This is a genomic window from Trichocoleus sp. ST-U1, from assembly GCF_039961835.1.
In the GTDB taxonomy this organism is placed as follows: Bacteria; Cyanobacteriota; Cyanobacteriia; order Cyanobacteriales; family FACHB-T130; genus FACHB-T130.
Genome location: NZ_JAMPJZ010000012.1, coordinates 42,632 through 62,922, shown reverse-complemented (window position 1 = coordinate 62,922; position 20,291 = coordinate 42,632). Strand labels below are relative to the sequence as shown.

Genomic DNA, 20,291 nt, shown 5'->3' with positions numbered 1-20,291 from the left:
GGCGGATATGGGATTGTATTACCATTGTCTTTTGTCGGTTGGGTAACGATTAGTCACACAACGCAATCGAAAATTCGTTACTAACAAAGCGAATATGCTCCTGGTAAAGATCCCCTTTCCCCATGCCTAATCCAAAATCTAAACTTCAAACTGGGATGAGGACTTGCTTGTTATCTATATAAACACCCGTTCATAAATGGAATAAAAAATCGAATTTTGCTTCAAGATCGTTTAGGAAGTTTTTAAAATGAACCATCAAATGCTAGCACAAGGGCAAGGAGCAAGGCGAAACGATGTCAGAATTAATGTCTTGCTAAATAAATTGCAAAGTAAACTTAAATCTTTTGCAGTCAGAGATCGGGAAAACTTGCTGTTAGGGAAGGTGAAGGATGTAAATCTCGATTCAGACCGTCAGCTGAACTTAGTGATATCTCAAGAAGGGCTAAATCAAAATGCCCCATTATTTCTCATCCGAAGCAAGCATATCCAGCAGGTTGACTCGTCTACAAAAACTCTGTTTGTAGACATTAGCAAAGCGGAAACCCAGTATTTGCCTGAATATGTACCCTTAGAAAAAACAACGGATGTAGAGCCTTTAGAAACTTCACCAATCTCAACGAAAGCTGAGTGGGAAGTAACAGATGCCTCAACTGCTTCTTTCATAGCAACGCCAGATGAATTAAATAATCACCCCGAAGAACTGGAGCAAACTAGTATGCCAGAGGATGCTTCTAATACTTTTAGTACAGAGTCAGAAGTTGTCGAGGAAGAAATCTTCCGGTTGTTAGAAGAACGATTAGTCATTGATAGTAACAAACATAAAGTCGGTGAAGTGATCGTTCGCAAAGAAATCGAAACGCGCATGGTAGAAGTGCCAGTCCGCCGAGAGATTCTAATTGTTGAACAAATCAGCCCCGAACACAAACAACTTGCAGAAATTGATTTAGGGCAAGGAGAAATTCCAGGTCTTGAGCTAATTGAAGCAGCTAGTTTCGGCGCTAAATCTACAACTGACACTCAGCCAACAGTCAGAGGTGACTTCGATTCGCCGAGAACAGCCAGTCGCATTTTAGATGCGATCGCGCATCAGCGTGGGCATGGGTGTGCCAAAGTCCGAGTGGAAATCATTCTAGAAGACGCAGAACATCAGGCAACTTACCAGGAATGGTTTGATCGCTGTTCAATCAAGCCATCGTCAAATAGAAAGTAACCCGGTTGAGATATAAAGTTTGAGACAAGTGCCTGGAGATTGGAAACGTGGTACTTGGGTGATAGGGAACTGCTAACTGGGAGCATCCCAATGTATGTGCCTACACCCTGAAGGGTGGGGCTTGCGAGGACAACATCTGCCGGGAGCAGGCTAAAATTCTTAGTCTGCTCCCGGCAAACTTCGTTTATGTAGCCCCACGCTAGAAACGTGGGGGCGTATCTCAGCAATACAGGGCATGCTCGCTTGTAACATTCCCAATCTCCGATCGCAAACGCGATCGCCTACCCTTTTTGATTGCTCTACAACAGCTCCTTCCTTACCCCCGAACTTCACAGAGATGGGGGAATTTTTTCCATTTGGTCTGCTATTTTGTTGTGCGTGCAAGAAGATAGGGAGGCTTTTATCGTTTTGCCTTGTACCTCGGTAAGGAATCAAGAGAACAATTCTCAGCCTACAAGGACTTGGCTGGAAATCGGAATAATTAATTAAACAGTAAAAAAGTTTGAGCAGAAAAGGCGAAAGTCATAAACTCTGTTTACCTTTATTCTCGATCCCTCAGTATTTATCCTGAATTCTTTAAGCTTTATTCCGACCTGTTATTGAGGACATTTTTGCTAATTGGCAGCTTTAATCTCTGGAAATTATAACCAAAACCGGCTGATTTCGCAGTGATCCCAAAGAAATTACAAAATTAATGAAGAAGTGATCTAATTTACCCATTCTCAGCCTCGCCATCGCTAGACTAAAGCTACAAAAGGAGAAAAAGCTATGGTTACAGCAGCGGCAGAAAGGTCATTGCACTTATCCAAAGAGCGATCGCTAATTCTCTGGTTCGATGAAGTTGGAATTATCGATGTCCCTTTGGTAGGCGGAAAAAATGCTTCCTTAGGGGAAATGATTCAGCAGTTAACCCGCCAGGGAGTCAATGTTCCCAACGGGTTTGCCACAACGGCGTATGCCTACCGCTATTTCATTCAATCAGCGGGATTAGAAGACAAGCTGCGATCGCTCTTTTCTGACTTGGATGTTGAAGACCTCGACAACCTGCGGGAACGCGGAAAAAAGGCACGAGCATTGTTAATGCATACGCCTTTCCCTGAGGAACTACGGACAGCAATTACCGCAGCTTACCAACAGATGTGCAAGCTTTATGGCTCTGACATGGATGTAGCTGTTCGCTCCTCTGCCACCGCTGAAGATTTGCCCGATGCTAGTTTTGCCGGTCAACAAGAAACCTTCCTAAACGTTCAAACCGCTCCAGGAGTTTTGGCAGCTTGTCATCGATGCTTTGCCTCCCTATTTACCGACCGTGCGATTTCTTACCGCCACATCAAGAACTTCGACCATTTTGATGTTGCGCTTTCCGTCGGCGTGCAAAAAATGGTGCGTTCGGATTTAGCCTCCTCTGGTGTCATGTTCTCGATTGATACCGAAACCGGCTTTAAAAATGCCGCCTTAATTACAGCCGCTTACGGGTTAGGGGAAAATGTAGTTCAAGGGGCAGTCAACCCCGATGAATATCTGGTTTTCAAGCCCACCTTAAAAGATGGATTCCGCCCAATTATTGACAAACGACTGGGCAGCAAAGAATTCAAATTAGTGTGCGATCAGGGGGGCTGTAAAATCACTAAGAATGAGCGAGTGCCCTTAAGCGATCAACGGAAATTCGCCCTTAACGATGAGGAAATTTTGCAACTCGCCGAGTGGGCTTGCTTGATTGAAAATCATTACAGCGATGTCCACGGCAAAGATATGCCGATGGATATTGAGTGGGCAAAAGATGGCGTTACTAATGAGCTTTTCATCGTCCAAGCTCGCCCAGAAACAGTGCAATCGCAAAAGAGTAAAACAGTTCTGCGTAGCTATCATCTGGTAGGAGGGCAGCAGGCGGTACCTTTACTAACAGGGCGTAGCGTTGGAGAGGCAATCGGGCAGGGCAAAGCCAGGGTAATTCTCGATGCGAACAAAATTGATTTGTTCCAAGCCGGGGAAGTTTTAGTCACTGATAAAACTGACCCTGATTGGGAACCAATCATGAAAAAAGCTAGCGCGATTATTACGAATAAAGGGGGGCGTACCTGTCACGCGGCAATTATTGCAAGAGAAATGGGAATTCCAGCCATTGTGGGTTGCGGAAATGGTACAGATATTTTAAAAACAGGTCAAGAAATTACGGTTTCTTGTTCTGAGGGAGAAGAAGGACGGGTTTATTCCGGATTATTATCCTACGAAGTTCAAGAAATTCCGCTGGAGAACCTACCCCGCACTCGCACTAAAATTATGATGAATGTAGGCAATCCTGAAGAAGCATTTAGCCTCTCAGCGATTCCTAATGATGGGGTAGGATTAGCTAGGCTGGAATTCATCATTGCTAATCACATCAAAGCCCATCCTTTAGCTTTGATTTCTTACGACAAATTGGAGGATGTAGAAGCTAAAGAAAAAATTGCGGAAATGACGGCAGCTTATGAACATAAACCTCAATATTTTGTCGATAAGTTAGCTCAAGGAGCCGCAAGGATTGCTGCCGCTTTTTATCCCAATCCAGTGGTTGTGCGAATGAGCGATTTCAAGAGTAATGAATACGCTAATCTTTTGGGAGGCAGGCAATTTGAACCCAAAGAAGAAAACCCAATGCTTAGCTGGCGAGGGGCGTCTCGTTACTATGATGAAAACTATCGCGATGCTTTTGCTTTAGAGTGCCAAGCCTTGAAGCGGGTGCGAGATGAAATGGGTTTAACAAATGTTATCCCGATGATTCCTTTCTGCCGCACTCCCGAAGAAGGGCGCAAGGTGTTAGCAGAGATGGCGAAGCATGGCTTGGAACAAGGCAAAAACGGTTTGCAAGTTTACGTGATGTGCGAGTTGCCCAGTAACGTAATTATGGCTGAAGAATTTGCCGAAGTTTTTGATGGTTTCTCCATCGGTTCTAACGACTTAACGCAGCTAACGTTAGGTTTAGATCGGGATTCTGCGTTAGTGGCGCATATTTTTGACGAACGTAACGAAGCAGTGAAGCGGATGGTGAAGATGGCGATCGCTGCCGCTAAGAAAACGAATCGCAAAATTGGTATCTGCGGTCAAGCGCCCAGCGACTACCCGGAATTTGCTCGATTCTTGGTAGAACTGGGGATTGATTCGATCAGTTTAAACCCAGATTCTGTACTGAAGACGCTGTTGATGGTAGCGGAAGTTGAAGGGGTTTAAATCAATCGTTGCAAAAACTGAACGTCAAGAAACCCGTTTTCCCCAAGAGAACGGGTTTTCCGTGTAGCTGGAAATAAGCAAGCCGATCGGGATGCTCTCCTGCCACAATATCTTTATGAAAAAATACTCATTCACCCAATTCTGCGCTTGGTCGCTGTTGATTTTCCTCCTCTGTGCCTTGCCTGCTTATTCCCAAACAATCTCCAGCCCTCAAACGCAGCAAAGCTATACTGCACCCGAAGTTTTGCAACAACTTGCAAAGGTAAACGTCATTTATTTAGGGGAAACCCACGATAGCCCTGAAGATCACCAAGCTCAACTGAAGATAATTCAGGAACTCTATCGACGAAATCGGAAAATTGCCATTGCAATGGAGATGTTCCAGCGTCCCTATCAAGGCGTACTCGATCGCTATCTGGCGGGGAAGATAACAGAAACTCAGCTAATCGAACAAAGTGAATATAAAAAACGCTGGGGTTTTTCTTGGGAATATTACGCCCCAATTCTGGGTTTTGCTAAGGAAAAGAAACTGCCTGTCTTAGCCTTAAATACTCCCAGCGAAGTCACCCGCAAAGTTGCCCGACAAGGATTAGCAAGCCTGACAGCCGCGGAACGGCGCTATATTCCACCAGATGCTGAAATTCGTACCGATAACACTGAATATCGCCAAATGGTACAACAGGCTTTTCAACAACATCAAGTAGCCGGTCATGGTTCCAGCGCCAACTTTGAGCGATTTTTCACTGCCCAAGTGCTGTGGGATGAAACAATGGCAGATGCGATCGCGCAGTTTCTAAAAACCCATCCAGATTATCAAGTCGTCGTGCTGGCTGGACAAGCTCATATAGTCTACGGCTATGGAATTCCCAGCCGTGTTGCTCGACGCTTGGGCAATAAAATAATCCAGCGATCGATTCTACTCAATCCTACGGTAGAAGAGCCTGCACAAACTGATAAAGCGATCGCTGATTACTTGTGGGTAACATCACCTGGCAAATAACTGAGCAATAAGTTATAAACGAAGAAAATTAAACTCTCCCTATGGATAGGTTCCTAATCACAGCTATTTTGATAGCAATTCCCACCTTTATTTACATCCGCATCGTGATTAGCATCGATCGGTTTGAGAAAGAACCGACACGCTACCTGATTGCGGCATTTTTGTGGGGGGCGCTGCCAGCAGTGGTGGGTGGCATCATTGTGCAATTAATTCTAAACGTACCCATCCAACTGATATTTGGTGCAGAAAGTCTTGGGGGTCAATTCATCACCACGGCTGTCAATGCACCCGTCACTGAAGAAATCCTCAAAGGCGCTGCTGTAGCAATTATTTACCTGTGGTATCGCAGAGAATTTGATGGCTGGGTAGATGGGATTGTCTATGGGGCGATGGCGGGTTTCGGATTTGCCTATGTAGAAAATATCCTGTACTTGCAGGGTACAAAGACGTGGGAAGAATGGGGACAGCTGCTGCTGCTACGTGTCATCGTCTTGGGCTTCATGCACGGCTTTTGGACAGCCCTCACCGGCATCGGGTTTGGTTTGGCACGCCATCGGCATAACCTGTTTACGAAAATACTGCTAATCTCTGGCGGGTTGATTGCGGCGATGAGTGCCCATTTAATCCACAATGGCGCACTGATTTTAGCAAAAGCCAGCGGTGGTGCGACCCTAGCGATCGCTTTGTGGAATTACGGGTTCCTGGCAGCTTTAATGATTGTTTTAGGGTTTGTCGCTGCCGATCGCGATCGCAAAATGCTTAAAACATACCTTAGCGACGAAGTTCCAACTGTAATTTCATCTGCTGACTACGAAGCACTCTGTAACAGGCGTTCCAACACCCTCGCGCGGTTGCGCGTAGCACCCAAACAACAACGCGCTTTCATTCAAACCGCAGCCGAGTTGGCTCAAAAGAAATTTCAATTATTTAAAATGGGCGAAGAAAGCGGTAACAGTACCGAAATCGCCCTACTCCGCAAACAATTAAAACAATTCAGAAATTAACGCCCTGTGCAACTTTTTCTTGGTTCTCAATTTTTCTAGGATTGGGAGCTAAGAAATGTTTTAGATATCAATCAACGCTGCATTAGCAAAAACGGTCTCCAGAGACTTATGGGTAGCAGGCATTTCTACACTTAATATTGTTAATTTTCTTTGCTTGCTGGTATTTTTTATCAGCTTTGCTCTGAATTTATAATAGAAAATTCCTGCGCCTTCTCACTAGGAACCAAAGTCCAGCCTGTCCGGATTAACTTTTGGTAAGTTGCCCAACCCCTAGAAATTCCTGGTTCGCGGTAGTCGGGTACAGCGTATTGCGGAAAGGCTGTGTAAGGTCGCCAGGGTTCATTGGGTTGATTTTGCAAATACAAAATCTTCTCATCATCCGTCGCAGACTTAGGCAACCAGGACATTTGTTTAGGCATCAGAAAACTCCTTTCTCAAAAAAAGGGGTGAACCCTTGAGCAGATTTTCTTGGGGTAAATGCTTGGAGGAAGCTTCCTTTAACATCCTTTAACAATAGCTGTCTATACAGCTCAACTAAGAGTTGCTAAGACGGCTCAAAGCCGCTCGACTTGATTTGACCGGAAAATCTCTTAGGATGAACTGCTGCTCCAAGTAAAGTTGGATTTATTAATCGTTTACAATAACATACCTCTAAAGAACTCACAAAATTTTTGCTCCAATCAAGCTCGCGCAATGTAGTTATAAAACTTATCACTTTTTTCTTGACAATTTATGCAAAATAGCTAATAGAAACTGGTGACTTAGCCTAGTTGTATATAGCGCCAATTGTGGAATAAGTTGTCTAATAGCATTCATTCTTAACTCAACATCAATGCGATCGCTTTGACACCGAACCGATTGAGACGAATTCTTCACGCCACTCACCCAAAGTCTTTGACCTATGGCTATAATTACTTTTGCTCAAAGGTCGTTGCCAGTCGCTTTTTTTGGGGAAACATTGTCTTGGTAGCACAGTTGAGTCTCAGCCAATCGGGTGAATTCCCTTTGACTTAGCTCTCGCATCAGCAAATGCGGCAATGCACTTAATCGGTGTAAATATATAACAAGCAAGATGTATTCAGTAAAATATGAAACATAAAATTGATATGAAGTTATGAAAAAACCGCGTAGATGATTGCCAAATTCGCAAAAACGGGAACGTGTAACCCTTCTGAAACTCTATAGGATCTATATAGGCTCTAATAAATCTAGGCACAAAACCATGCCTGGGGAATCAGACAAAATGCCCGACTGATGCTGGTCTGTCGGTAGTAAGTCCTTGTTCAAGGAGAAAGTTATAGCATATCAAAGTAGGCAAATGTCTTTTAGGCAAAAGGAGATTGCGATCGCGCAACCTATGTCGGTATACGCGGCATCCCCTGCCTTGAAGATGGAAGAAGCGGGAAAATGGTGAGCGTAGCTTCTTAAAGGTCTTCTACAGTCCAGAAAACTTATGAGCGATCGCATTCGTAACTGAAGAAGATAGAAGAAGCTAATCGTAGCACTGTACTTTGCAACGCGGCTAGTTATGATGAGCAGATTAAAACGCAGAATGTCTAGAGAGTTTGATATGCGGCTTAAAGCACAAACTCTAAAGCTTCTCAAAGCCAAAGAAGCGTTGCAAGCTGCATTAACCCGGTGTCAGCAAACAGAGGCGAAGTTGCACGAAGCTGATGAAGAGTTAGAAAAGCGGGTAAGAAACCGGACTGCGGAACTGGCGCAAGCTAACGAACAATTGCAACATGAAATCAATCAGCGCCAACAAACTGAGGCACTGCTGCGCCAAAACGAACAGATGTATCGGCGAATGCTGGAGGCGACGGGTGAAGGCATTTGGATAATCGATGCTGAGGGAAAAACGACATACGTTAACCAGCAAACCGCCGAAATGCTCGGCTATTCAAGTGAGGAAATTCTGGGTCGTTCTGCATTTGATTTCCTCTTTGAGGAAGACCTTGCTGAAGCACACTCGTATTACCAGCGGATGCAGCAAGGAACCCAACAAAAGCATGAGTGGCGTTGGCGTTGCAAAAACGATCGAGAGTTGTGGGTATTCGCTAGAACCAGTCCCCTCTTTGCCGAAAATGGTCAATTTCAGGGTGCAATCGGTATATTCACCGATATCAACAACCGTAGGCAAGTGCAAGAGGCACGCACAGAAAGCGACAGGTTCTTCCAGGCAACATTTAACCAAGCTGCTGTTGGCATCGCTCACGTCAGCATCGACGGGCAGTGGTTACTGGTTAATCAAAAACTCTGCGATATTGTGGGTTACACGCCAGAGGAACTCCGAGAGCGCACTTTTCAGGATATTACTCACCCCGACGATTTGAATGCGGATCTTGAACACGTCCGCCAAATGTTGGCGTCAGAGATTCAGACCTATTCCATCGAGAAGCGCTCCATCCGCAAAGATGGCTCTCAAGTTTGGATTAATTTGACTGTATCGCTGGTACGGGAACCAACGGGTGAGCCGAAGTATTTCATTTCGGTTATTGAAAATATTGACGAACGTAAGCAAGCTGAACAGGCATTAGAAAAATCTTTGAAGGAATTATCAGACATCAAGTTTGCTTTAGATAAAGCGGCGATCGCAGTAGCAACTGACGAGAAGGGAACGATTAACTATGTTAATGATAAGTTTTGTCAAATTTCTAAATATGCCAGAGAAGAATTGATTGGACAAAGTCATCGTTTGATCAATTCTGGATTCCATTCAAAAGAATTCTTTCAAAATCTTTGGGCAACGATTTCTAACGGAAAAATTTGGCAAGGGGAAATTAAAAATAGAGCGAAGGATGGCACTTGTTACTGGGTCGATACTACGATTGTGCCGTTTCTAAATGACCAAGGAAAACCGTTCCAATATTTAGCAATTCGATTCGATATCACGAAACGCAAGCAAGCAGAAGAGGCACTGCAACAAAGTGAGGAGCGATTGAGACTAGCTCTGGAAGCTGCACAAATGGGCATTTGGGACTGGAACATCCTCACGAATCAAGTGACCTGGACTGACAACAATGAAAAGCTATTTGGTTTGACGCCAGGTAGCTTTGAGAAAACCTATGAAGCCTTCCTCGGATACATTCATCTGGAAGACCGCGAATCCGTACAGCAAGCAGCGATTCGTGCCTTGGAAGAAAATCAGGGCTACGAACAGGAATTTCGCATTGTCTGGCCTGATGGCAGCATTCGTTGGATGATGACAAAAAGCCAGTTGCTGTGCAACGAAACAGGCACAGCGGTGCGGATGATTGGCACTACTCTGGATATCACCAAACAGAAGCTCGCACAATTCGCTTTAACGCAGCAGACTGAACGACAGCGATTGGTAGCAGCGATCGCTCAACGCATTCGCCAATCTTTAGACTTAGACGAGATTCTCAATACAACCGTCACTGAAGTCCGAGAATTGCTCCTGACCGACCGGGTAATCGTTTACCGTTTCCAGCCAGACTGGAGTGGAGTCGTGATGATGGAATCGGTCGGTTCTGGGTGTAAGTCTCTCCAGGGAAGCACCATCTCAAAACCACTAGGAGACATTTATGTCCAGCGCCACCAACAAGGGGAAATCACCGCGATAGAAGATATTCATACCGCAGATTTAGATAAATATCATTTTGACCTACTGGCTGAGATTCAAGTCAGAGCGACTTTGATAGTCCCGATTTTGCAAAGAGGCAGGGACGAAATCTTCACCGTCGCAGAAAATACGGGAGCGAATGCGGTGTTTTGCACCACTTCCCCCACGCCTATACTGTGGGGGTTGCTTTGTGTCCATGAGTGTTCGCAACCCCGACAGTGGAAGCAATTAGAAATTGACTTACTGACTTCATTGGCGAATCAGTTAGCGATCGCCATTGAGCAAGCGGCACTGTTTAAGCAGGTGCAACAGATGAACTCCAATCTGGAACGCCAAGTGCAAAAACGTACTACCCAGTTGCAAAAAGCACTCGGCTTTGATGCGGTGCTGAAACGCATCACAGACAAAGTCCGCGATAGTCTGGACGAAAGCCAAATTTTGCAAGCAGCAGTTAGGGAGTTGGCACTCTCTTTCAACATGAGCAGCTGCCATGCTTCGCTCTACAACTTGGAACAAGAAACTGCCACGATTTGCTACGAATACGCCGCCTCAATGCCTTCCTCGAAGGGTCGCGTCTTGCAAATGGCTTCTTTTCCGGAAATTTATCGACCCCTCCGGCAAGGGAAGCATTTTCAATTGTGTTCCTTCTCTGGCAACTCTATCCACGGTCAGGCATCGATGTTAGCTTGTCCGATGTTCGACGATCAAGGAGTCCTGGGGGATTTGTGGTTATTCCATCACCCAGATTATACCTTTAACAATCTGGAGATTCGGCTGGTCAAACAGGTAGCCAATCAATGCGCGATCGCAATTCGTCAAGCCCGACTTTATCAAACATCCCTTGCCCAAGTGCAGGAACTGGAGAAACTCAATCAACTCAAAGATGACTTCCTCAGCACGGTTTCCCACGAATTGCGGACTCCTATCGCCAATATGAAGATGGCGATCCAAATGCTCAAGGTTTCTCCGACAGGCGATCGCTCTCAGCGCTATCTACAAATATTGCAAACAGAGTGCAACCGAGAAACTGAGCTAATCAATGACCTTCTAGACTTGCAACGGCTAGCAGCTGCGTCTTATCCCAGCTTTCTTGCCACGGCAATCGATCTACCAGAGTGGTTGCCGAATATTATTGAATCCTTTCGCTCCCGCATACAGGAACGCGAACAAATCTTACAGGTTGATATTCCCTCAAACTTGCCCACCCTAGTCTCGGAATTAGCCAGTGTGGAGCGAATTTTGACAGAGTTGCTCAATAATGCGTGCAAGTACACCCCACCAGGAGAACGCATTACAGTAACAGTCCGTGCCGCTTCGGCAATGATGCAAATCAAGGTGAGCAACTCTGGGGTCGAGATTCCGCCTGATGAGCTACCCCGCATTTTTGACAAGTTCTACCGCATTCCCCGTGCCGATCGCTGGAAGCAGGGCGGAACTGGTTTAGGATTAGCGCTGGTGCAGAAACTCACCCAACATTTAGGTGGCATTCTTCGAGTCAGGAGTGCTTCTGAAGAGATAACGTTTACTTTAGAGTTACCGCTGACGCACCCAATTTCTGGTAATGGGTAATCTGTCCGGTTTCCATAATAAAAGAACCCCACCCCCAGCCCCTCCCCGCTTGCGAGGAGGGGAGCCGGAGCCGCAGGACATGGCGGGGTGGGGTTCCGGAGAATTACGGCGAATTAACCAGATTTGACATAGCGGATAATGGAATACCTCTCACCAATTAGCTATTTGCCGAATTGTTGTGACTTGCTGGGCATATTCTGCATCATCTAAAACAGGTTTTGCATCCTCAATTGCGATCGCGCTTGCAAGATCGATCCACGACTTGCAACCTCCATATTCCGGGCGGTAAGCGATAATCTGCGCTTGAATCAGTTTGTAAGTGCGTAGTAGCAGCACATAAATCGGCTGACGCGGCTTCCATTTGAGGCGATCGCTGACAAATTGCTCGTTCCAAATATGGTATGGTAGCAGCCCTCTCACCGCTGATTCTTCACTCACAGGCAAAATATCAGTAATTTCAGCCCAAGCACCGATTCGGATGGTTTCTGGATGCCAACCGGAGGCGACGGGTTGCACCAGATTGGAATATTCCGCTTTTAGCAAATCGGGCTGTTGATGTTCATAAGTCGGGTAGAGCAAAACTTCTGTTTCGGCAACGGTGAAGCGGTTGTTTTCCTCGCGGATGCCGCCTTTGCGTAGCAGCATAATCGTTTTGCCTTGTTCTAAGGCATCGACAGCAACCGCCCATTCTTTGAGGGCGTGAGGTGTGGTTTTAGTGGTCGTCGTGGATTGCATAAGTCTCGGATATTCTAATTCCAGGCTAACAGCGACCACACGACAGGTCAGTTAACATCGTTACTTTGATGCTGATTTGATTTGATGTTGAAAACGAAGCAAGCGATCGCGTCCCCCTTCCCAAGTGTTGCCTAATATGAAGACAGAAGCCGATAAACCAGGATTGACGCATGGAAAAACGACACTTAGGCACTTCTGACATTCAAATCTCTCCGATTGTCATGGGTACATGGCAAGCTGGCAAAAGGATGTGGGTGGGAATTGAAGACGCCGACACGATCAAAGCAATCCGGGGGGCATTTGATGCCGGTATCGCCACCGTTGACACCGCTGAAGTCTACGGCGAGGGGCATTCTGAGCAGATTGTCGCCCAAGCGCTATCAGATGTGCGCGACCAAGCGGTTTATGCAACCAAGGTTTTTGCCAATCATCTCAAGTATGACCAAGTGATTGAAGCGTGCGATCGCTCTCTCAAAAACCTGAAAACCGACTATATCGACCTATACCAAATTCACTGGCCCTCTGGAGTGTTTAAAAGCGAAATAGTCCCCATTGAAGAAACCATGAACGCCCTTAACCACCTGAAGGAACAAGGTAAAATTCGGGCAATTGGGGTTTCTAATTTCTCCCGCGCCCAGTTGGAAGAAGCTGCCCAGTATGGACGCATCGATAGTTTGCAACCGCCGTATTCCCTGTTTTGGCGTTGGGTGGAAAAGGATGCCATGCCTTACTGCGTTGAAAACAAGATTTCAATTCTTGCGTATTCGTCTCTAGCTCAAGGATTATTAACTGGAAAATTCGGTTCCGATCATCAATTCGATCCAGCGGATAATCGTGCGAAAAATAAGCTTTTTCAAGGGGAGAACTACGAACGCGCCCAGCAAGCTTTGGATAAACTGCGTCCGATTGCCGAACGCCATCAGTGTAGCCTTGCTCAACTGGCATTGGCGTGGTTAATTGCCCAACCACAAACGAATGCGATCGCGGGTGCGAGAAATACCCAACAAGTCATAGACAACGCTAAGGCGGGTGATATTAAACTATCCACTGATGAATTGCAGGAAATTGATGCAATTGGGCGGATTGTCACCGATCGTCTAGACGATAGCCCCATCATGTGGAATTGGTGATCGGAACGCAGAGAATTTTTCGCATCAGAATTTTAGGGAGTCAGCCGTGAAAGCGCTGTATCGGTACGAGTTAACAGTAGCGATCGCGGCAGCTTTCTCCTATTTTCTCTTATTTAATTAGCAGATTGAAACATATAAAATTGCTTGTGGCGAACCATTAGCTGATTCTTACAGCAATAATTCGTAACTGCTGGCGCGAATCGTGTATCTCTATTGAGGAGATAGCGTTTCTAGTTAAATTATGGCAAGTTACCGCTCTGCGTTTTGGGTCAATAGTTTCTCTTTCCTAGCAGTTATTGCTTTGATTGTCTATACCAAATTTTTTGGTGCATCAGCAGGAATATTATTCGAGCCGCCACTTGCCCCACCAGATCCGAATGCGGGTTTGTTAACTCATACGTTCCAATTATTATGTGCTGTACCGCCCATTGTTTGCACTTTTAGTTTTGTACTGCTAAGAACGATTCAACCACAACAAACCCGAAATTTATTTATTTTGTATTCGGCAATCATAACCGGAGGTTTCCTCGTTAATGAAATTTTTCGGATTCACATTATTCTTTTAAGAGCAGGAATTCCCAAGTTGATAACCATCGTCGTATATGCCATAGCGACCTTGGGATACGGATTAGCTTTCAGGCGGAAAATACAATCAACACCATACATTCTGCTACTAAGTGGTATCGGTTTATTATTTAGCGCGATCGCTGTAGACTCGCTAAAGTTAAGCGGCGATGCAGTTCCCGCCTTGCTAGAGGGTGTCCCAAAGTTGTTCAGCGAAATTAATATTGCACTTTATTTTTGGTTAGTCTGCTACACAGAAATATTGCGATCGCGCAATTCTTAACCTTGCGTCACCTCAACATAAATATGCTCTAAGCGTACAGGTTGCCGCGCAATCGAATCGAGAGGAATTCCATCAAAACAGGAGATAATTTCCTTTAGTTCTAGATGTTCTGGTAGCCAAAAAGCTAAGTCATTCCCATAACGCCGAGGAGTGAAATTATATTTTTCCGCGCGAGCGATCGCTTGCTCCTCCTCCGGCGTCTCCACCACCACAACTTCTACTGCTGGCACTAATTTTCGCAGTTCTGTTAAACTTCCCTCCGCCAAAATACTACCCCCTTTGAGAATCCCGATTTTTTGACAAAGGCGTTCGGCTTCATCTAATAAATGAGTCGTGAGCAGAATTGTAATCCCCTGATTTTTCAGATTCCGAATTAACTCCCAAATTTCGTAACGCGCTTCAATATCCAATCCAGTCGTGGGTTCATCCAGAACGATCAACTTAGGCTGATGTACCAAAGCAACCGCAATGTTTAACCGCCGCTGCATTCCACCACTCAACGTTTCCACCGGACTTTTTGCTCTATCTAATAAATTAACAGCCGCTAAACTTGCTTCTACCTGTTGACGCCGCTGCTGATTTGTTAAGCCATAAATCCGAGCAAAGAAATGGAGATTTTCCTCACAACTTAGGGTTTTGTAAAGTAAATTTTCTTGCGGTGCAACCCCTATCAGATTTTTTGTTGCGTTTGAGACAGGTTGGTTGTTAATCTTAATTTCTCCACTATCCGCCCGTAATAAATTACAAATTATATTAATCGTTGTGGTTTTTCCCGCTCCATTGGGTCCCAGTAAACCGTAAATTTCTCCAGGGGGGATATGCAGCGTTAATTCCTGTAAAACAGCTCGTGTTCCGTAAGATTTATTTAGCTTCTCAATTCGTAGCACAATATTCCCTAATTGATTACAAGCTGAACGATATTCTTTAAACACGGAATGTAGCAAAAAACTCGTCAAATACGCTAAGAATAAAATTAAACTTTGCTGGCTTTTGCGTAAAGCCTAGCGTAACCCCACGTTAAAAACTATGTATACATCCCTATTTTTAAACAATCACAGTCTCCTTTCAAGACTCAACATCCGCTGGTAGGACAGCCATCCTCCTACAACCATTAAAATTGCAAACACGCATAAAAACCAAAAGTGAGATGCAATTTCTCCCAGTCCACTGCCATCAGCAGATACGCCGATTAGGGCTTCATTCATGTGATAAATTGGATTGAACTTAGCAATTTTTAGCAGTGTCTTTGAAAACAGCGAAGTCGGTAAAAAGGCACCTCCTAAAATTAATAAAGGCACCCCAAATGCTGCCACCAAAGCATTGACATCCTCTGTGCGACGAGCAAACTGCGTACCGAGAATAAACCCAACACCAACATAAGAAATAATACTCAAAAAAATAATCAGGATTCCTAGCACAATAGAACCCTGAAACTGAGCATTCCAAAAGGCAGCAATCGTGTAAACTAAAATGGCTTGACCGACACCAATGCAGCTGTGAGCTAGGAAAATTCCTAAGAAATAAGACGTTCCGCTGAGCGGTGAGATAAAAAGACGTTTGAGGGTTTGCTGTTCTCGCTCTGCAACCACAGTTGCTACACTACCACCCAAGCAACTAAAAAATAGTGCAGCACCCACCAGTGTTGAGGGAGCAGCCTTTTCAAAAGCCTCAGCCATAGACAACTTGGCATTTTCTGCCAGAATAACCCCATTAATCAGCAAAACAGAGACTGGAAAAATACACCAAAAAATCAGGCTGCGTCGCCGTCGTAATAATTCAATCAAAATTCGCTGGCAAACTGCCAGCGTTTCACGCCCGTATTTCATGGTGAGAAGTTACCCCAATACCAGATAAGTCAATTATTAAGGTACGCTTTTTCGCAACCTATCTCTAGACGCACAACTACTTAATATGTTCGGATCGCTGTTGCTAGGATATTAAAACACTCTCCCTTTCCCAAGCCTCTGCCCACAGTTTTTCAACAACAGACGCTAGACTTGCCGCGACTTCAAATCGATGATGAGTGTTGTAGTGGTAGGGGCTAGGTTGGCTAGCTTAGCTTGTGCCGATGCTGCTTTGACAACTTTTTTAGGTAGAGAAATAAAACTACTGTGCGATCGCTCAACGAGCTACAAGCATAAGTTGACCAGAGAGAATTACAAGCATAAAGTGACCATTTTGGACAACTTATGCTTGTAGTGACATGACAAATAATTTGTTAATGTACAACATACATGGGCGATACTGGATTTGAACCAGTGACCCCTTCCGTGTGAAGGAAGTGCGCTACCACTGTGCTAATCGCCCTTAGGTTTTTAAGTTTATCACAGGCATTCACAGCCAACAACCCTTCTAGAGAAAGGAAGCAGTTATTTGAATCAGCGATCGCGGTCAATCATGTTAAGATTGCCCCACCCATTAAGCGCTGGTAACGATAATCTAACTCAGCTTTTAATAAGGGCGATCGCTCTAAGTTGGCATCTTGTGCCATCACTTTCTCGGCGGCATCCCGCGCGATATTCAATACTTCCTGATCTTCCACCAAACTCGCCAAGGCAAAATCTGGCACCCCAGACTGGCGAGTTCCCAGCACTTGACCAGGACCGCGCAGCCGCATATCCATCTCGGCAATAAAAAAGCCGTCTTGGGATTGTTCTAATACATTGAGGCGGTAACGAGCATCTGCGGTTTTGGTGCTGCTCATCAGAAGACAGAAAGATTGAGCGGCACCGCGACCAACGCGCCCCCGCAACTGGTGCAACTGCGATAAGCCAAAGCGTTCGGCATTCTCAATCATCATCACCGTTGCATTCGGCACATCCACGCCCACTTCAATTACCGTGGTGGAGACAATGATTTGAGTCTGGTTATCGCGGAATCGGGTAATGGCCTCATCTTTTTCCGCTGAAGTCATACGTCCGTGCAGTAATCCGACTTGGAACTGAGGGAAAATACTTTCTGAGAGGCGCTGATGCTCCTCCACTGCCGAACGCACATCCAATTTTTCCGATTCTTCAATCAGGGGCAAGACGATATAAGCTTGACGCCCTTGAGCAACTTCGCGGCAGATTAGATCGTAGGCATTGGTGCGTTCTTTGCCCGTGAGTACGGTCGTATGAATTGCTTGCCGACCCGGTGGCATCTCATCAATCTGGCTCACATCCAAATCCCCATGAACTGTCAGCGCCAAGGTGCGGGGAATTGGCGTGGCGGTCATGGTTAATACATGGGGTTGTTCGCCTTTTTGCTGCAACAACGCCCGTTGTTCGACTCCAAAGCGGTGCTGTTCGTCAATTACCACTAACCCCAGCTTATGAAAATTGACTTTCTCTTGAATCAGAGCATGAGTCCCTACTAATAGAGGCAGTTCGCCGGTTTCTAGATGGGCATGAATTTGGCGGCGTTTGGCAGTTTTGGTGGAACCCGTCAGCAGTTCTACGGGTAAGTACAGAAGATTAAACCAACTGACTAACTTGCGATAGTGCTGTTCTGCCAAAACTTCAGTGGGAGCCATTAGCGCCGCTTGGTAGCCGGATTGAATCGCGGCGAGGATAGCAATGACTGCTACGACAGTTTTACCAGAACCGACATCGCCTTGCACCAACCGATTCATCGGGGTGGATGATTGCAAATCGTTGAGGATGTCGTTGAGTACCCGCTGTTGGGCACCTGTTAATCGAAAGGGCAAAACTTGGTGGAATTGTTCAATCAGCTTCCCTCTGGGAGCCAAGATAGCGCTGGATTGCTTTTGACGTTGGGCTTGGCGACGGAGGAGGAAACCCAGCTGAAGGTAGAAAAACTCATCGAAGACTAAACGGCGACGGGCGGCTTCCTTGGCAGCGCTGTCGGCGGGAAAATGGATGTTTGCGATCGCATCCGACAACTTCATCAATCCATACCCATCGCGTAAAACCGTGGGTAAAGGATCTTTGAGCTGGGCGGCGGCGGGGAGAGCAGCAATGACCGCCTGTCTCACCATATCTGCCGCTACGCCCTCTGTTAGGGGATACACCGGCACCACTCGACCAATGGTGTGGGAGTCAATCGGGTCTCCAGGGTTTGCCAAAACTTCCAGTTGTGGATCGTCCAAAGTCAGACCATATTGACTTTTTTTCACCAAGCCAGAAGCCGCCACGACTGCGCCTTGGGGATATCGATTTTTTATCCCTTCTTGCCAGCCGCGATTGCTGTAGCGAGAACCGGCAAAAAAGCGGCTGAGGCTGATTTGACCCGTGCGATCTTTCAGCACCACCTGCATTATGGTTAATTTCTTGTTTTTTGGGCTACTAAAGCAAGTACAGCGCTTCACCGTTCCTATCAGTGTCACCGTTTCACCCGATTCCAGCTCAGAGATATTCACCTGACGCGCATAGTCAATGTGGTCGCGGGGGTAATAGAAGAGGATATCCCGCACCGTATGCAGATCCAGCTTGGCTAAATACCCGCCTTTTCTAACTCCCACATCTGGCAAACTGGTCAGCGGTTGGTCAAGAGAAATCGCTGCGTTGGACTGGACGAGGGGCGTGGTGCGCGGGGCTTGAGTATCGGGGGATGGGGGCGATTTAACTGTCTCTACTTGCTGCTGATTGTCTTCATTTCGTTGATGCGATCGCGATCGCGCTTGCCTCTCCATGACTTGTTGCATCTGATGGAGAAATCGGCGCGTTTCCAAGACCAAGTGTTGTCGCTGGGAGAGGGTGAGGTTCGGGTAACGGGCAAACTGAGACGCCATCTCTTGCCACCGATGTCGCTCTATCAGCGGCAAAAAAGATGGGGTTTTTCCGAACTCCAGACTTAAGAATTCACTGAAACGATATTGTTTCCCCATTAAGTCTGTAAAGCCCCGCTCTGCCTCGACTGAAAGGGCTTTCTGCAATCGCAGCCAATCCGGTGATTCTATTTGCATCTTCTCTCCCCTTTTTTGTTAATTGCTAGTAGCGAATGGCTGATTACCCGCCAATAGCCGTCCTCACCCGGATATTGTCAATCCTTACGACGATTCCCATTATTCTTCAAACCAACAGGCACGCCAAGCCGCTTCTGCCGCAGCCACAGTGCGCTCTCGTTGCTTCTTCTGAAATTCTCGGCGCAGGGTGCTAAGCCGTGCGCTGAGGGTCCGAATCTGGTTGCGTCCTGCCATTACCGTTGAATCAGCAAATTCAATCTCAGATAACCGCAGATGGATGGCGATAATCGGTATTAAAGGAGAGTTTTGTAAAGTCGGGAGATTTGACGTTTCTACCGGCTCATTTTCTATTTGAACCACAAATTTTAAAAGATTGGGGCGTCCCACCACAGGCTCACCAGATGGCTCCGCTCTAACAGCAGCTTCCAGAACAGCTTCCGGAAAGTTTTTCGGTAATATCCCCACTTCCTGTAGTAGACGATTGCTTTGGCAAGAAAGAGCGAGCAAGGTTTCGCTCATGGCGTTTTCCACCGCTTCCTGCCATCGAGCCAAATCCTCTGGGTTGTTTGTCGGGACGTTAGAAAAGGTAAAGCGACTGGTTGAGCGATCGCGATCGCTATTGAGACTTGGGGTGTCGAGAGTGTCTTGTGGTGCTAGCATCTCGATGGCTAAGTCATCAGTCGGGGTAGGGAAATCCTCTTCTGGAGAGGGTTCTTGGGATAGTCCCCCGCGCGATGTTTCCGCGGGACGGCTTCTTTCAAGGTTTCGCAGTTGGGGTTGAGCAAGCCTTGCCTGTTGCTGAAGGTTCTGTTGCAATTGTTGTCGTTCTCTAAGAGACAGACTCAGAAACGCTTCCGGATAGACTTGGGTGCAAAGATAATAACTCGCCACGATCAACTGCTGCCGCATGGCTTGTCCTAAGGCAGTCAGATAATCGTTGTAGGTATCGTGGAATTCTAGAGCGATCGCTTTGATTGCTTCTTCCAGCGCTGCCATATCCCGCTCAATTTCCTCTACTCTTCTCGCCATTGCTGCTTACATCTGTCAATCGGGACGGTACGGGCGTACAGATGTACTTCCCTACTTTAGAATACTGATTC

At 46.1% G+C, this 20,291-nt stretch carries 13 protein-coding genes and 1 tRNA gene; 7 read left to right on the top strand and 7 right to left on the bottom strand.

Features of this window, described 5'->3' with window-relative positions:
* Window positions 1-247: 247 nt before the first annotated feature.
* The 4 genes from NDA06_RS07120 (at window position 248) to NDA06_RS07105 (ending at window position 6,421) form a co-directional block, all read left to right on the top strand.
* Window positions 248-1,210, top strand: coding sequence for a DUF2382 domain-containing protein (locus tag NDA06_RS07120; protein WP_190985168.1), 963 nt, complete (start codon window positions 248-250; stop codon window positions 1,208-1,210).
* Between the two features lie 768 nt (window positions 1,211-1,978).
* Complete coding sequence (gene ppsA / locus NDA06_RS07115) at window positions 1,979-4,417, top strand: phosphoenolpyruvate synthase (RefSeq protein ID WP_190985169.1); 2,439 nt, start codon at window positions 1,979-1,981, stop codon at window positions 4,415-4,417.
* A 115-nt stretch (window positions 4,418-4,532) separates the two neighbouring features.
* Complete coding sequence (locus NDA06_RS07110; RefSeq protein ID WP_190985170.1) at window positions 4,533-5,417, top strand: ChaN family lipoprotein; 885 nt, start codon at window positions 4,533-4,535, stop codon at window positions 5,415-5,417.
* Between the two features lie 41 nt (window positions 5,418-5,458).
* Window positions 5,459-6,421 carry a PrsW family intramembrane metalloprotease gene (locus tag NDA06_RS07105; protein ID WP_190531312.1) on the top strand — a complete coding sequence of 321 codons (963 nt, stop codon included), beginning with the start codon at window positions 5,459-5,461 and terminating at the stop codon, window positions 6,419-6,421.
* 170 nt (window positions 6,422-6,591) lie between these two features.
* On the opposite strand, the gene NDA06_RS07100 is transcribed toward NDA06_RS07105, so the two are convergent.
* Entirely contained in the window at window positions 6,592-6,840 is a 249-nt protein-coding gene (locus NDA06_RS07100; protein ID WP_190412071.1) for a hypothetical protein, read from the bottom strand.
* 1,133 nt (window positions 6,841-7,973) lie between these two features.
* On the opposite strand from NDA06_RS07100, the gene NDA06_RS07095 reads away from it, so the two are divergent.
* Window positions 7,974-11,573, top strand: coding sequence for a PAS domain S-box protein (locus tag NDA06_RS07095; protein ID WP_190985171.1), 3,600 nt, complete (start codon window positions 7,974-7,976; stop codon window positions 11,571-11,573).
* 150 nt (window positions 11,574-11,723) lie between these two features.
* Here NDA06_RS07095 and NDA06_RS07090 read toward each other — a convergent pair whose 3' ends face one another.
* Window positions 11,724-12,308 (bottom strand): DUF1802 family protein, encoded by a 585-nt coding sequence (locus NDA06_RS07090; protein WP_190424916.1) that lies wholly within the window; start codon window positions 12,306-12,308, stop codon window positions 11,724-11,726.
* A gap of 170 nt (window positions 12,309-12,478) precedes the next feature.
* Here NDA06_RS07090 and NDA06_RS07085 point away from each other — a divergent pair, with 170 nt between their 5' ends.
* Both NDA06_RS07085 and NDA06_RS07080 read left to right on the top strand, forming a co-directional pair.
* On the top strand, window positions 12,479-13,438 hold the full coding sequence (locus NDA06_RS07085) for an aldo/keto reductase (protein WP_190985172.1): 960 nt from the start codon (window positions 12,479-12,481) through the stop codon (window positions 13,436-13,438).
* 241 nt (window positions 13,439-13,679) lie between these two features.
* Window positions 13,680-14,285, top strand: a complete 606-nt coding sequence (locus NDA06_RS07080) for a hypothetical protein (protein WP_190527658.1) — start codon at window positions 13,680-13,682, stop codon at window positions 14,283-14,285.
* Here the strand turns inward: NDA06_RS07080 and NDA06_RS07075 are convergent.
* The 5 genes from NDA06_RS07075 to NDA06_RS07055 form a co-directional block, all read right to left on the bottom strand.
* Window positions 14,282-15,172 carry an ATP-binding cassette domain-containing protein gene (locus tag NDA06_RS07075; RefSeq protein ID WP_190527660.1) on the bottom strand — a complete coding sequence of 297 codons (891 nt, stop codon included), beginning with the start codon at window positions 15,170-15,172 and terminating at the stop codon, window positions 14,282-14,284. The genes NDA06_RS07080 and NDA06_RS07075 overlap by 4 nt on opposite strands.
* Before the next feature lie 165 nt (window positions 15,173-15,337).
* Window positions 15,338-16,111 carry an ABC transporter permease gene (locus NDA06_RS07070; RefSeq protein ID WP_190531813.1) on the bottom strand — a complete coding sequence of 258 codons (774 nt, stop codon included), beginning with the start codon at window positions 16,109-16,111 and terminating at the stop codon, window positions 15,338-15,340.
* A gap of 409 nt (window positions 16,112-16,520) precedes the next feature.
* Window positions 16,521-16,592: transfer RNA gene (locus tag NDA06_RS07065), tRNA-Val, on the bottom strand.
* Between the two features lie 88 nt (window positions 16,593-16,680).
* Window positions 16,681-19,191: an ATP-dependent DNA helicase RecG gene (gene recG, locus NDA06_RS07060; protein WP_190985173.1), complete on the bottom strand. Its 2,511-nt coding sequence runs from the start codon at window positions 19,189-19,191 to the stop codon at window positions 16,681-16,683.
* 99 nt (window positions 19,192-19,290) lie between these two features.
* Window positions 19,291-20,220 carry a hypothetical protein gene (locus NDA06_RS07055; RefSeq protein ID WP_190985174.1) on the bottom strand — a complete coding sequence of 310 codons (930 nt, stop codon included), beginning with the start codon at window positions 20,218-20,220 and terminating at the stop codon, window positions 19,291-19,293.
* Window positions 20,221-20,291: the final 71 nt, after the last annotated feature.

Bases quoted from the DNA above. Each gene is read 5' to 3' on its own strand.
- NDA06_RS07100 (WP_190412071.1), bottom strand. From the start codon at position 6,840: ATGCCTAAACAAATGTCCTGGTTGCCTAAGTCTGCGACGGATGATGAG.
- NDA06_RS07110 (WP_190985170.1), top strand. From the start codon at position 4,533: ATGAAAAAATACTCATTCACCCAATTCTGCGCTTGGTCGCTGTTGATT.
- NDA06_RS07055 (WP_190985174.1), bottom strand. From the start codon at position 20,220: ATGGCGAGAAGAGTAGAGGAAATTGAGCGGGATATGGCAGCGCTGGAA.
- NDA06_RS07120 (WP_190985168.1), top strand. From the start codon at position 248: ATGAACCATCAAATGCTAGCACAAGGGCAAGGAGCAAGGCGAAACGAT.
- NDA06_RS07085 (WP_190985172.1), top strand. From the start codon at position 12,479: ATGGAAAAACGACACTTAGGCACTTCTGACATTCAAATCTCTCCGATT.
- NDA06_RS07080 (WP_190527658.1), top strand. From the start codon at position 13,680: ATGGCAAGTTACCGCTCTGCGTTTTGGGTCAATAGTTTCTCTTTCCTA.
- NDA06_RS07090 (WP_190424916.1), bottom strand. From the start codon at position 12,308: ATGCAATCCACGACGACCACTAAAACCACACCTCACGCCCTCAAAGAA.
- recG (WP_190985173.1), bottom strand. From the start codon at position 19,191: ATGCAAATAGAATCACCGGATTGGCTGCGATTGCAGAAAGCCCTTTCA.
- ppsA (WP_190985169.1), top strand. From the start codon at position 1,979: ATGGTTACAGCAGCGGCAGAAAGGTCATTGCACTTATCCAAAGAGCGA.
- NDA06_RS07105 (WP_190531312.1), top strand. From the start codon at position 5,459: ATGGATAGGTTCCTAATCACAGCTATTTTGATAGCAATTCCCACCTTT.
- NDA06_RS07070 (WP_190531813.1), bottom strand. From the start codon at position 16,111: ATGAAATACGGGCGTGAAACGCTGGCAGTTTGCCAGCGAATTTTGATT.
- NDA06_RS07095 (WP_190985171.1), top strand. From the start codon at position 7,974: ATGTCTAGAGAGTTTGATATGCGGCTTAAAGCACAAACTCTAAAGCTT.